Source organism: Sideroxyarcus emersonii, assembly GCF_021654335.1.
In the GTDB taxonomy this organism is placed as follows: Bacteria; Pseudomonadota; Gammaproteobacteria; order Burkholderiales; family Gallionellaceae; genus Sideroxyarcus; species Sideroxyarcus emersonii.
Window position 1 is genome coordinate 137,710 of sequence record NZ_AP023423.1, and the last position, 12,449, is coordinate 150,158.

13 protein-coding genes and 1 riboswitch are annotated in these 12,449 nt (G+C 62.0%); of the genes, 4 read left to right on the forward strand and 9 right to left on the reverse strand.

From position 1 onward, the window contains the following. On the forward strand, nt 1-1,215 hold the full coding sequence (locus L6418_RS00635) for a multifunctional CCA addition/repair protein (protein WP_237247555.1): 1,215 nt from the start codon (nt 1-3) through the stop codon (nt 1,213-1,215). Here the strand turns inward: L6418_RS00635 and L6418_RS00640 are convergent. Beyond that, a complete protein-coding gene (locus L6418_RS00640; protein ID WP_237247556.1) occupies nt 1,202-1,696 on the reverse strand; it encodes a DNA-deoxyinosine glycosylase in 495 nt (164 codons plus the stop codon). The genes L6418_RS00635 and L6418_RS00640 overlap by 14 nt on opposite strands. An 11-nt stretch (nt 1,697-1,707) precedes the next feature. Next, nucleotides 1,708-2,862, reverse strand: coding sequence for a class I SAM-dependent methyltransferase (locus tag L6418_RS00645; RefSeq protein ID WP_237247557.1), 1,155 nt, complete (start codon nt 2,860-2,862; stop codon nt 1,708-1,710). Between the two features lie 66 nt (nt 2,863-2,928). Between L6418_RS00645 and L6418_RS00650 the strand changes: the two genes are divergently transcribed. The 3 genes from L6418_RS00650 to L6418_RS00660 are packed head-to-tail and all read left to right on the forward strand — an operon-like array spanning nt 2,929 to nt 5,917. Further along, entirely contained in the window at nt 2,929-3,669 is a 741-nt protein-coding gene (locus L6418_RS00650) for a pteridine reductase (protein WP_237247558.1), read from the forward strand. Between the two features lie 4 nt (nt 3,670-3,673). Further along, the gene (ttcA, locus tag L6418_RS00655) at nt 3,674-4,528 is read left to right on the forward strand and encodes a tRNA 2-thiocytidine(32) synthetase TtcA (RefSeq protein WP_237247559.1); all 855 of its coding nucleotides are present in this window, start codon (nt 3,674-3,676) and stop codon (nt 4,526-4,528) included. A 60-nt stretch (nt 4,529-4,588) separates the two neighbouring features. Next, a complete protein-coding gene (locus L6418_RS00660; RefSeq protein ID WP_237247560.1) occupies nt 4,589-5,917 on the forward strand; it encodes a hypothetical protein in 1,329 nt (442 codons plus the stop codon). A 17-nt stretch (nt 5,918-5,934) separates the two neighbouring features. On the opposite strand, the gene L6418_RS00665 is transcribed toward L6418_RS00660, so the two are convergent. The 7 genes from L6418_RS00665 to metK all read right to left on the reverse strand — a co-directional run bounded on the left by L6418_RS00665 (nt 5,935) and on the right by metK (nt 12,386). Next, the gene (locus L6418_RS00665) at nt 5,935-6,396 is read right to left on the reverse strand and encodes a YhcH/YjgK/YiaL family protein (RefSeq protein WP_237247561.1); all 462 of its coding nucleotides are present in this window, start codon (nt 6,394-6,396) and stop codon (nt 5,935-5,937) included. A gap of 32 nt (nt 6,397-6,428) precedes the next feature. Next, a complete protein-coding gene (locus L6418_RS00670; protein ID WP_237247562.1) occupies nt 6,429-6,977 on the reverse strand; it encodes a cytochrome b in 549 nt (182 codons plus the stop codon). Between the two features lie 76 nt (nt 6,978-7,053). After that, entirely contained in the window at nt 7,054-8,400 is a 1,347-nt protein-coding gene (gene yegQ / locus L6418_RS00675) for a tRNA 5-hydroxyuridine modification protein YegQ (RefSeq protein ID WP_408641566.1), read from the reverse strand. Next, entirely contained in the window at nt 8,397-9,239 is an 843-nt protein-coding gene (gene metF, locus L6418_RS00680) for a methylenetetrahydrofolate reductase [NAD(P)H] (protein WP_237247563.1), read from the reverse strand. Before metF ends, yegQ begins: the two co-directional genes overlap by 4 nt. Then, the gene (locus L6418_RS00685; RefSeq protein ID WP_237247564.1) at nt 9,205-9,597 is read right to left on the reverse strand and encodes a phage holin family protein; all 393 of its coding nucleotides are present in this window, start codon (nt 9,595-9,597) and stop codon (nt 9,205-9,207) included. The genes metF and L6418_RS00685 overlap by 35 nt, the downstream gene beginning before the upstream one ends. Before the next feature lie 71 nt (nt 9,598-9,668). Beyond that, nucleotides 9,669-11,093 carry an adenosylhomocysteinase gene (gene ahcY / locus L6418_RS00690; protein WP_237247565.1) on the reverse strand — a complete coding sequence of 475 codons (1,425 nt, stop codon included), beginning with the start codon at nt 11,091-11,093 and terminating at the stop codon, nt 9,669-9,671. A gap of 25 nt (nt 11,094-11,118) precedes the next feature. Continuing rightward, nucleotides 11,119-11,208: riboswitch (S-adenosyl-L-homocysteine riboswitch) on the reverse strand. Between the two features lie 14 nt (nt 11,209-11,222). Beyond that, on the reverse strand, nt 11,223-12,386 hold the full coding sequence (metK, locus tag L6418_RS00695) for a methionine adenosyltransferase (protein ID WP_237247566.1): 1,164 nt from the start codon (nt 12,384-12,386) through the stop codon (nt 11,223-11,225). Nucleotides 12,387-12,449 lie beyond the last annotated feature (63 nt).

A 12,449-nucleotide genomic window follows, 5' to 3' on the forward strand; every position in this document is an offset into this window, starting at 1 on the left:
TTGAATGCATATTGCGTCGGCGGTGCCGTGCGCGACCGGTTGCTCGGCCTGCCGGTGCAGGATCACGACTGGGTGGTGGTGGGCAGCACGCCGGAGCAGATGGCCGCGCGCGGTTTCAGGCCGGTGGGCGCGGACTTCCCGGTGTTCCTGCATCCCGAAACGCATGAGGAGTATGCCCTGGCACGCACCGAACGCAAGGTGGCGCAGGGCTATAAGGGTTTCATGGTGTACGCAGCACCCGAGGTGACGCTGGAGCAGGACCTGCTGCGCCGGGATTTCACCATCAACGCCATGGCGCAGGATGCCGACGGCAACCTGATCGACCCCTACGGCGGCCAGGCCGACCTGCGGGCGGGTGTGCTGCGCCATGTCAGCGACGCATTCGCGGAGGACCCGGTGCGCATCCTGCGCGGCGCCCGCTTCGCCGCGCGTTTCGGTTTCACCTTTGCGCCGGAGACGCTCGCGCTGATGCGCAGGATGGTGGACAACGGCGAAGTGGATGCACTGGTCGCCGAGCGCGTGTGGCAGGAACTGGCGCGCGGCCTGATGGAAAAACAGCCGTCGCGCTTCTTCACCACGCTGCGCGAGTGCGGTGCGCTGAAGAAGATATTGCCGGAGATGGATGGGCTGTTCGGCGTGCCGCAGCCCGCGCACTACCATCCGGAGATCGACTGCGGCATCCATGTGCTGATGGTGATCGACGATACGGCCAAGTGCGGCTACCCGCTGGAAGTGCGCTTCGCCGCACTCGGGCACGACCTCGGCAAGGCAACCACGCCAGAAGATACGCTGCCGCGCCATATCGGCCACGAACAGCGCAGCGTCGACCTGCTCAAGGGCTTATGCGAGCGGCTGCGTGTGCCGGCCGATTGCCGCGACCTGGCGGTGCTGGTCGCGCGCTACCACAGCCATGTGCACCGCGCCCGCGAACTGCGCGCCGATACCATCGTGAAACTGTTCGACAGTTGCGACCTGTGGCGCAAGCCGCAACGCTTCATGCAGATATTGCAGGCCTGCGAATCCGATGCGCACGGCCGTACCGGGCATGAGCACGATGCCTACCCGCAAGCCGCGCACCTGCTGGCGTGCGCGGAAGCGGCGCAGGCGGTGAAGGCAGGCGACATCGCACGCGCCTGCGAGGACAAGAACCTGATCGCCGACAAGGTGCGGGAAGCGCGCATTTTGGCGGTGGAGGCGGCGATCAAGGCTGCATGACCGTGCGCCATGCCTGCAGCTTGTCCGCATAGCACATGCCGGCGTGCGCCGGGCTGGTCGATGGCAGGCGACGGAACGTCAGCGGCGGCAATTGCTGCTTGCCCAGCACGAACTTGCGGAAGCTCTGTTCCGCCTTGGCGCCGTTGAAGAACACCCGCGTGATATGCGGGTGGCGGGCAAAGAACCCCGCGAAGTCGTGCACCGATTCGTTCCTGATATGCGCGTCCAGGCTGCTCTCGCGCTCGCACGAGGCCAGGACATCCCATAGCGCGATCCCCGAAGCTTCGAGCAGGCGCAGCCGCCGTGCGTAGGGCAGGGCCGGATGCGCGCCGGCCAGTTCGCCCATGATCTTCCAGAAGGCGTTCGACGGATGGGCATAATACTGTTGCTGTTGCAGAGATGCCTTGCCGGGCATGCTGCCCAGGATCAGTACGCGCGCATCCGCCTTGCTCACCGGTGCGAAGCTGTGGATGTGCGGCATACAGGTATCGGCTACAGCAGGCGCGACAGGTCGCCGCGCAGGAATCCCGCCAGCGGCTGGTCCAGCCCCTTGCCCAGTGCGATCACCTTGAACAGTTCGCCCATCTCTGCCGGGCTGGTGAGCTTTTGCAGTTGCGCGGAGAGCGGTGCGTAAGCCCTCACGTCTTCCGGCGATACCTCGCCCAGATAATCTGCGATACCGTTGTTGAACAGGAAATGCGCTTGCGAGGTGTAACCCAGGAAGTGGGCGCCGTGGTCGATGGCCGCCTCCGCCACCGCGGTGAAGTCGACGTGTGCGGTGATGTCCTGCAGGCCGGGCAGGTAGAACGGGTCATCATGGGAATGGTGGCGGTAATGGCACATCAGCGTGCCGCGTGTGCGCTGCGGGTGATAGTACTCGCTCGCACCGAAACCGTAGTCGATGAACAGCAGTGCGCCTTGGTCCATGCGCTCGCACAGGCTGGCGACGAGGCCGCGCGCGGCAAGCGACACCTCGCTCAGGTAATCGTCCGGCAGCTTGAGTTTCCTGACGCAGTCGAGCAGCGCCGGGGTATCGGCCGGCCGATCCACCCAGCCGAAGCGGTTTGCCTGGCTGGTTACGCCGCGCTCCAGGATGTGCTGGCCTGACCAGTGCAGCAGATGCACCGGCAGCGCGTCCAGCACTTCGTTGCCGACGACCGCGCCGGAGAACTGTTCCGGCAAGGTATCCAGCCAATGCACGCGGTCGGCCAGATGCGGCAGCTGCTTGCCCAGCAAGGCTTGCTGGCGCTCGCGCAGGTCTGCGCTCACTTCCAGTATCGAATAGCTTGCCGGCAGTTCGCCCAGACGTTCCAGTTCGCCCAGGATGTCCAGCGCCAGCTTGCCGCTGCCCGCGCCAAGTTCGAGGATGTGCGGCTTGCTGGCCTGCATCACTTCGACCAGTTGCCGTGCCACGGTGCGGCCGAACAGCGGCGATAGTTCGGGTGCGGTGACGAAATCGCCGGCGGCGCCGAACTTGCGTGCGCCGGCCGTGTAGTAGCCCAGGCCGGGCGCATACAGGGCCAGTTCCATGAAACGCGAGAACGGGATCCAGCCGCCCTGGGCGGCGATGTCCTGGCGGATGAGTTCGCACAGCTTCGCGCTGTGGACAAGGGCATCTGGCGTAGGGGCGGGCAGGTTGACGGGCATGGTCGGGTATAATTCGGGAATGGCTAAGTTTAGCAGTTTGAACAAGCGCGTAGCGGGGAAGGTCGGATGCAGGATAAAACGGTACTGGTAACGGGCGGGGCGAAGCGCGTCGGCGCAGCGATCGTGCGCCGCCTGCATGCTGCAGGTGCGAATGTCGCCATCCATTGCCGCTCTTCGTTGCACGAAGCGCTGGCGTTGCGCGACGAACTGAACGAACTGCGTCCCGGTTCCGCTGCTGCCATGCAGGCCGATCTGCTGGAGACTGCCGCCTTGCCGCGCATCATCGAGGAGACGGTGCGGCAGTTTGGCCGCCTCGATGCGCTGGTCAACAATGCGTCCAGCTTTTTCCCGACGCCGCTGGCCGAGATGAAGGAACAGGACTGGAACGACCTGCTCGGCACCAACCTGAAAGCACCGGTGTTCCTGGCGCAGGCCTGTGCTGCCGAATTGCGGCGTCGCCACGGCTGCATCGTCAACATCGTGGATATCCATGCCGAACTGCCGATGCACGGGCACCTGCTGTACAACATCGCCAAATCCGGCCTGGCCGGGTTGACGCGCGCCCTGGCGCAGGAACTGGCGCCGCAGGTGCGCGTGAACGGCGTTGCCCCGGGGGTGAACATCTGGCCGGAAAGCGGTGCGTGGCAGGACGAAGAACAACGCCGCAAGCTGGTGGCGCGCACGCTGCTGAAGCGCGAAGGCGAGCCGGACGACATCGCGCGGACGGTGCAGTTCCTGATTGCCGACGCGCCTTATATCACCGGGCAGATCATCGCGGTGGACGGCGGGCGATCCATCAATATCTGAAGCCATGAACGACATCACACAACCCATCCATTTCGAGCATCACTCCACCAACTTCAACCGCCTCAAGGGCCGGCTGGAGCATATGGTCGGCAAGGCCATCGCCGACTTCAACATGATCGAGGAAGGCGATACCGTGATGGTGTGCCTGTCCGGTGGCAAGGACTCCTACACCCTGCTCGACATCCTGCGCACCTTGCAGAAACGCGCGCCGATCGATTTCAAGATCGTGGCGATGAACCTGGACCAGAAGCAGCCCGGTTTTCCCGCCGAGGTGCTGCCGGATTATCTGAAATCGATCGGGGTGGATTTCCACATCGAGACGCAGGACACCTACTCCATCGTCAAGGAGAAAATCCCCGCGGGCAAGACCACCTGTTCGCTGTGTTCGCGCCTGCGCCGCGGCATCATCTACAAGGTGGCGGGCGAACTGGGCGCGAACAAGATCGCGCTGGGGCACCATCGCGACGACATGGTGGAGACGCTGTTCCTCAACATGTTCTTCGGCGGTAAGCTCAAGGCGATGCCGCCCAAGCTGGTCACCGACAAGGGTGACCACATCGTCATCCGGCCGCTGGCCTATTGCGCCGAGAAGGATATCGCCCGCTATGCGCGCGGCATGGAATTCCCCATCATCCCGTGCAACCTGTGCGGCTCGCAGGAGAACCTGCAGCGCCAGAATATCAAGGAAATGCTCACCAACTGGGAGCGCCAGTATCCGGGACGCAGCCAGACCATTTTCACCGCCATGCAGAACGTCAAGCCTTCGCACCTGCTCGACACCGCCTTGTTCGACTTCAGGAACATCAAGATGGGGACGGCGGTGGACGAAGGCGATGTTGCCTTTGATCAGGAAATTTGACGTAAAATTGACAATCCGTATTGCAAACTTAACAACCTAACCTTGGATTTGGAGCAAGCTATGCATTCTTGGCAGATTCGTACTTCAGGTGTTCTGATCGCACTCTTCCTGGCGGGCTGCGCCACGCCGGTCAGTACCAATATCAAACCCACGGCAGCGCACGTTGCCAAATACAACGACCTGTCGGACCTGAATGTGGTGGCTACGCTGGAAAAGAGCGTGAATGAGGCCAAGGCCGCCAACATGCCGTTCCTTGCCCCGGATTATTTCAAGGAAGCCTCGCAAATCCTGAGCGAGTGCCAGGCCTCCTTGGGCAACAAGCCCAAGGAAGTGTTGGTAAACAACGCCGCCAAGGGCGAAGCCGTCCTGGAAAAGGGCCGCGCCATGATGGCCATCGTGCAATATCGCTTCTCCAAGGAGCTGGAGTACAAGGCTCAGCTGGAAGAACACAATGCGCCCAAGCTGCTGCCCAGGGAATACGAGAAAGTGATCGGCGACTTTTCGGGTCTGATCGGCAAAGTGGAACGCGAACAGCCGGACAACATCGACAAGGACAAGGAAGCCCTGCTCAAGTCGATGCTGGATCTGGTGATCATGGCGGTGCAGGAAGGCGCGTTGCGTGACAGCGAACAGATCAACGCGGAAAGCAAGAAGATGAACGCCGAGAAGCAGGCGCCGGTGACCTATGCCGAGGCGCTGCGCGTGTACCAGGATTCGAAGGCCAAGATCGCCGCCGCCCACCACGACAAGGAACTGGTGCAGCGCATGGGGGCCGCCGCGCTGTTCGCTGCCCGTCACGCGCAACAGGTCAACGAACGCGTCGCCGCGCTGCAAACCCAGTTGAAGATCAATGCTGCAGGCAGCACTGCGGGCGGCGTGATGGTCGGCGGGGCAATGGCGGGCGGCAGCGGCGCAGTGCAAGTGGGCGCGCAGGTGGATGGCAAGCCGTCAGGCTCGGAACGGATCACCCTGGAAAAGCTCGTCCTGCAGGAGGAGGACCGGCTGCTGGGCATTTCGAATGCGCTGGGCCTGAAGGACTTGCGCGACCTGCCGCTGGACAAGCAGGTGGACGAGATCAAGCGCGCCGCGACGGATATCATCCGCCAATCCAAGAATGCCGATATCGCGGCGATCCGGCAGGACTACGAGGCACGCCTGGAAGCGGCCAACGATGGCATCCAGCAGGGCGTGACGGAACTCGCGGAAAAGGACAAGCAGCTGGCGGAAAAGGAACAGCAACTGGAAGCACAGGCAACGCAACTGGCCGGGAAGGATGCGCAGATCAAGACGCTGACAGCCAGGATCGCCAAGCTTGAGGCCGGTGCGAAGACGGCCGGCCAGTCCAAGGCTGCCAAGACCAGAAAGGCCAAACCGGCAAATCAGCAATAAGCGGGAGCGCGGTCTGTTCAGGGCTGCGCCGGATTCACCGCGATCTTGAAGATCACCTTGCGTATCGTACCGCTGCCCACCAGCGGTGCATGCGCATCTTCCGGAAAGAAGATGCAGAAATGATCCGGCGGTACCGGCACATACGAGGCCGGCGCATCGTGGAAGAAGCGGATGTCCTTCTCCATGCTGTGTTCGCTGACCGGGTTCAGGCAGTCCGCCAGCGGTTTCCAGCCCATGGATTCATCCCCTTCCAGCACCAGCTGGATATCGATGTAACGCCGGTGTGCCTCCAGCTTCGCCATTTCCTTCGTTTTGGCCGGTACCTGCTCCACGATGGCGATCAGGTCATCGCCGACGATGTGGTAGCGCCCGGGGGCGAGAGCAAACAGGTCGGTGTCGCGGATGTAATCGAACGCGCGCTGGAACAGCGGATGCAATGCAGCGTAGCGGGCGGATTGGGCGAGGTTGGAAAGGATCATTTCGGTATTGTTCGGCGGAGCAGCAGGTTGTTTTATCTATGATGGGGAAGCATCCGGATCATCGTGTTATCGCGCTGGATGTAATGATGATACAACGCCGCCGCCGCATGCAAACCGATAAGGTAGTATCCCGCCGTGCCGATGAATTCATGTATCTCCTTGAGCGGTTTGGCGATGTCCTTGTTGGCACCGATCAACGCGGGCAGCTCCAGGCCAAAGAAAGGGACCGGTTTCCCGCTTGCGCTGAGCAGCAGCCATCCCGTCAGCGGCATCACAATCATCAGCGCATAGAGCGCCAGATGTAACAGCTTGGCGGTTATCTGCTGCCAGCTCGGCGGTTCAGGCTGGATGCCAGGCATGGGGCCGGACAGACGTGCCGCCAGCCGCAGCCAGATCAACACGAACACCAGCATGCCGAGCATGGCGTGCCAGGTCTTCAGCGCTTCGCGCGGATCGCTGCCTTTTGGATACAACTCGCGCAGTTCGATGCTGGCATATACCGCGATGAACAGCAGCAGCATCAACCAGTGGATGCCGATGGAAAGCGCCCCGTAACGACTTGCAGTATTCTTCCAGTCCATCGTTTGTCACCTTTCAAAGGCTGGCCGCTTGCCGCAACCATGCCGAGACCGGGCTTCGATAACACTTCGTCCTGACTTACAGGAACCTGGCCACCATACCCTTCGCCAGTTCACCTTGCAACGGTATCCGCACGCGATGCCCGCTGCCCGGCGCGGTGGTGAGCGCCTCGCCTTCGATGTTGCGCATCTCCTTCAGTTCGACGATGCGGTTGCCGGCGGGGTGGATGATCTCCAGCTTGTCGCCCACCTGGAACTTGTTCTTCACGTCGATCTCGGCCATGCCGTTGGCGCAGGCCACGATGTCGCCGACATATTGCTGGCGGAAACTTTCGGAGTGGCCGCGCAGGTAATTCTGTTGCTCGTGCGTGTGGTGGCGTTCGTAGAAACCGTCCGTGTAGCCGCGGCTCGCCAGCGCATCCAGCGCGCCCAGCAGTTCCAGGTTGAACGGCCGTCCTTTGACGGCATCGTCGATGGCCTGGCGATACACCTGCGCGGTGCGCGCTACGTAGTAGATGGACTTGGTGCGGCCTTCCACCTTCAGCGAATCGATGCCGATCTTCACCAGCCGTTCGACATGTTCCACTGCGCGCAGGTCTTTCGAATTCATGATGTAAGTACCGTGCTCGTCTTCCAGCACCGGCATCAGTTCGCCCGGGTGGTCCTTGCGCGAGATCACGTAGACCTTGTCGGCCAAGGGATGGCGCGGCTGCGAACCACAGTCGGACAGGGGGCTTTCGCTCAGCGCCTTGTCGAAATCGAAGTCGATCTTCTGGATGTCGCCGGTGCCATCCTCGGCGGCATTGTCCACCTTGTAATCCCAGCGGCAGGAATTGGTGCAGGTGCCCTGGTTGGCATCGCGGTGGTTGAAGTAGCCGGACAGCAGGCAGCGGCCGGAATAGGCGATGCACAGCGCGCCGTGCACGAACACTTCCAGTTCCATGTCCGGGCATTGCTGGCGGATCTCCTCGATCTCGTCCAGCGACAGTTCGCGCGACAGGATGACACGGGTAAGACCCAGCGATTTCCAGAATTTCACCGCCGCATAGTTGACCGTGTTGGCCTGCACCGACAGATGGATCTGCACCTCCGGCCAGCGCTCGCGCACCATGGCGATGAGGCCGGGATCGGCCATGATCAGCGCGTCCGGCCGCATCTCGATCACCGGCTGCATGTCCGTCATGTAGGTCTTCACCTTGGCGTTGTGCGGCATCAGGTTGCTGGCGACGAACAGTTTCTTGCCCAGCGCGTGCGCTTCCTCGATGCCGGTGCGCAACTCTTCCAGCTTGAATTCGTTGTTGCGCGCGCGCAATGAGTAACGCGGCTGCCCGGCGTACACCGCATCGGCGCCGTAGGCATAGGCAGCGCGCATCTTGTCCAGCGTGCCCGCCGGCAATAGCAGCTCCGGTGCGCGCAAGGTGCTCATTGGTAGCCCAGCCGTTTCAGTATTTCCAGCGAAGCGTCCGCATGGTTCAGCGTGTAGAAATGCAAACCGGGCACGCCGTTCGCAATCAGTTTTTCGCACAGCTGCGTTACCACATCGAGGCCGAAGCTCTGTACGGATTCCACGTCGTCGCCGTAGCCTTCCATGGTCTTGCGCATCCAGCGCGGGATCTCGGCGCCGCAGTTGTCGGAGAAGCGTGCGAGTTGCGAGAATCGTACGATCGGCATGATGCCCGGCACGATGGGCGCGGTGACACCGAGCTTGCGTGTCTCGTCGACAAAACGGAAATAGGCATCCGCGTTGTAGAAGTATTGCGTGATGGCCGAGTCGGCACCGGCATTGATCTTGCGCTTGAAGTTGAGCATGTCCTCGCGCGGCGAGTGTGCCTGCGGGTGGAATTCGGGGTAGGCGGCCACTTCGATGTGGAAGTGATCGCCGGTCTGCGCGCGGATGAACGATACCAGTTCGTTGGCGTACTGGAACTCGCCGATGCTGGCCATGCCGGACGGCAGGTCGCCGCGCAAGGCGACGATGCGCTTGATGCCCATGTCCTTGTAGGCGAACAGCAGTGCGCGGACGTTGTCGCGCGTGGAGCCCACGCAGGACAGGTGCGGTGCCGCGCTGCGGCCTTCGGCATGGATGTGGCGGATGGTTTCCAGCGTGCGATCCTGCGTGGAGCCGCCGGCGCCGAAGGTGACCGAGAAGAATTCCGGCTTGATCGCCGCCAGGCGCTGGCGCACGGCAGTCAGTTTGCCGACGCCTTCCGGCGTCTGCGGCGGGTAGAACTCAAAACTGATCGGTGTCTTTGTGTTGATTCCCATTTTTTCTCACAAGTAGTTGTGCGGCGGCTGAACTCAGCGCCCAGGAAAAGATGCTGTACAGGACTGCGCCGAATACGCCGGACCAGAAACTGTCGACCACGAAGCCGAGCAGGATGGAGCCTGCGAACCAGAACATCAGCCCGTTGATGACGAAGATGAACAGTCCCAGCGTGAGCATGGTGACCGGCAGCGTCAGCACCAGGAAGATCGGCCGGATGAGCGTGTTGACCAGGCCCAGAACGAAGGCCGCGATGAATGCGGCCATGAATCCGTCCACGTGGATGCCAGGCACGAAGTTCGCCACCGCCACCAGGGCGAGGGCGTTCAGGGTCCAGATGAGCAGCAGTCGGAGCAGCATCTTTTTCTTTGACAAGTTAAGAGGGGCGAACCTGACGTCCGCCCCTCGCCATCATACCCGCAACCGGTTGATTAGTAGCGGTAGTGCTCGGTCTTGTAAGGACCTTGCTTCGGCACGTTGATGTAGGCGGCCTGCTGATCGGTCAGCTCGGTGAGCTGCGCGTTCAGCTTCTTCAGTTGCAGGCGTGCCACCTTCTCGTCCAGGTGCTTGGGCAGGGTGTATACGCCTACGGGGTATTTGTTGCTGCCTTTTTCCGCTTCGGTCCACAGCTCGATCTGGGCGATGGTCTGGTTGGCGAAAGAAGAAGACATGACATAGGAAGGGTGACCCGTGCCGCAACCGAGGTTCACCAGGCGTCCCTTGGCCAGCAGGATGATGCGCTTGCCGTCAGGGAAGATCACGTGGTCGACCTGCGGCTTGATCTCTTCCCACTGGTATTGCTCGATGGAAGCGACATCGATCTCGTTATCGAAGTGGCCGATGTTGCAGACGATGGCCTGGTCCTTCATCTTCTTCATGTGCTCGTGCGTGATCACATGGAAGTTGCCGGTGGCGGTGACGAAGATGTCGGCATGCTCGGCGGCGTAGTCCATGGTCACCACGCGATAGCCTTCCATCGCGGCCTGCAGTGCGCAGATCGGGTCGATCTCGGTGACCCACACCTGTGCCGAAAGTGCGCGCAATGCCTGGGCAGAACCCTTGCCCACATCGCCATAGCCGGCGACCACGGCGATCTTGCCGGCGATCATCACGTCGGTGGCGCGCTTGATGCCGTCCACCAGCGATTCGCGGCAGCCGTACAGGTTGTCGAACTTGGACTTGGTGACGGAGTCGTTGACGTTGATGCCGGGGAACTTCAGTTCGCCGCGCGCATGCATCTGGTACAGGCGGTGCACGCCCGTGGTGGTCTCCTCGGTCACGCCCTTGATGGCGGCGAGGCGCCTGGAATACCAGTTCTTGTCGGTCGCCAGTTTGGCCTTGATCGAGGCGAACAGGCAGGTCTCTTCTTCCGAGGTCGGCTTGCTGATCAGCGAGGCGTTGGTTTCGGCGCGGGCGCCGAGGTGCAGCAGCAGTGTCGCGTCGCCGCCGTCGTCCAGGATCATGTTGGAATAGCCGCCATCGGCCCATTCGAAGATGCGGTGCGTGTAATCCCAGTATTCGGTCAGCGTCTCGCCCTTGACCGCGAACACCGGCGTGCCGGTTGCGGCGATGGCAGCGGCGGCGTGATCCTGGGTCGAGAAGATGTTGCACGAGGCCCAGCGTACTTCCGCCCCCAGGGCTTTCAGCGTCTCGATCAGCACGGCCGTCTGGATGGTCATGTGCAAGGACCCGGTGATGCGTGCGCCGCGCAGCGGCTGGGTGGCGGCGAATTCTTCGCGTATCGCCATCAGGCCCGGCATCTCGGTTTCCGCGATGGCAATTTCTTTGCGGCCCCATTCGGCGAGGGACATGTCGGCGACGATATAGTCGGTGAAGTTTTTGTGGGCAGCGTTCATTTTTGCTCCATTCATCTGATAAGTTAATGAATGGGCGCCGTTGCTACGGTTGGGCCATCCTCGCCGAGCCTGACAGATTCACCTTGCGGTGACTGCTGCAGCGCCCCTCGGCGGGATGGGTGTTACGAATTACAGTCCTGCGTCAGCCCTCAGAGCTGCGGCCTTGTCAGTGGCTTCCCACTTGAACTCGGGCTCCTCACGGCCGAAGTGGCCGTAGGCGGCCGTCTTCTGGTAGATCGGGCGCAGCAAGTCGAGCATCTGCACGATGCCTTTCGGACGCAGGTCGAAGTGCTTCTGCACCAGTTCGGCAATCTTCTCGTCCGAGACCTTGCCGGTGCCGTAAGTGGTGACCATCACGCTGGTGGGGCGTGCGACGCCGATCGCGTAGGAGATCTGGATCAGGCACTTGTCGGCCAGACCGGCGGCGACGATGTTCTTTGCCACATAACGGCCCGCGTATGCCGCAGAACGGTCGACCTTGGACGGGTCCTTGCCGGAGAACGCGCCGCCGCCGTGCGGGGCTGCGCCACCATAGGTGTCGACGATGATCTTGCGCCCGGTCAGGCCGCAATCACCTTGCGGGCCGCCGACCACGAAACGGCCGGTGGGATTGACCAAGTATTTGATCTCGCCCTTGATCAGTTCCTTGGGCAACACCGGCTTGATGATCTCCTCGATGGCGGCTTCGCGGATCTGCTCCAGCGTCATCTCGGGTGCATGCTGGGTGGACAGCACCACGGTGTCGATGCAATACGGTTTGCCGTCGACATACTTGATGGTGACCTGCGACTTGGCATCCGGGCGCAGCCACTTCAGGCGGCCGTCGTGGCGCAGTTGCGCCTGGCGTTCGACGATGCGGTGCGACAGGTAGATCGGCAGCGGCATCAGCACGTCGGTCTCGCGGCAGGCGTAGCCGAACATCAGGCCCTGGTCGCCGGCGCCCTGGTCGAGGCCGTCGTCGTAGGCCTTGTTCACGCCCTGGGCGATGTCCGGGCTCTGCTTGTCGTAGGCGACCAGCACGGCGCAGCCCTTGTAGTCGATGCCGTATTCGGTGTTGTCATAGCCGATGCGCTTGATGGTGTCGCGCGCGACCTGGATGTAGTCGACGTTGGCGGCTGTGGTGATCTCGCCTGCCAGAACCACCAGTCCGGTGTTGCACAGCGTCTCGGCAGCGATGCGTGAATGCTTGTCCTGCGCTAGAATCGCATCCACGATGGCGTCGGAAATCTGGTCTGCTACCTTGTCCGGATGGCCCTCGGACACGGATTCGGATGTAAAAAAGTATTCGCTCATGGCTCTCCGATTGCTGCTTCAATGATTAAATGGGCGCGCAGTATACCAAATCCCCGCCTTGCT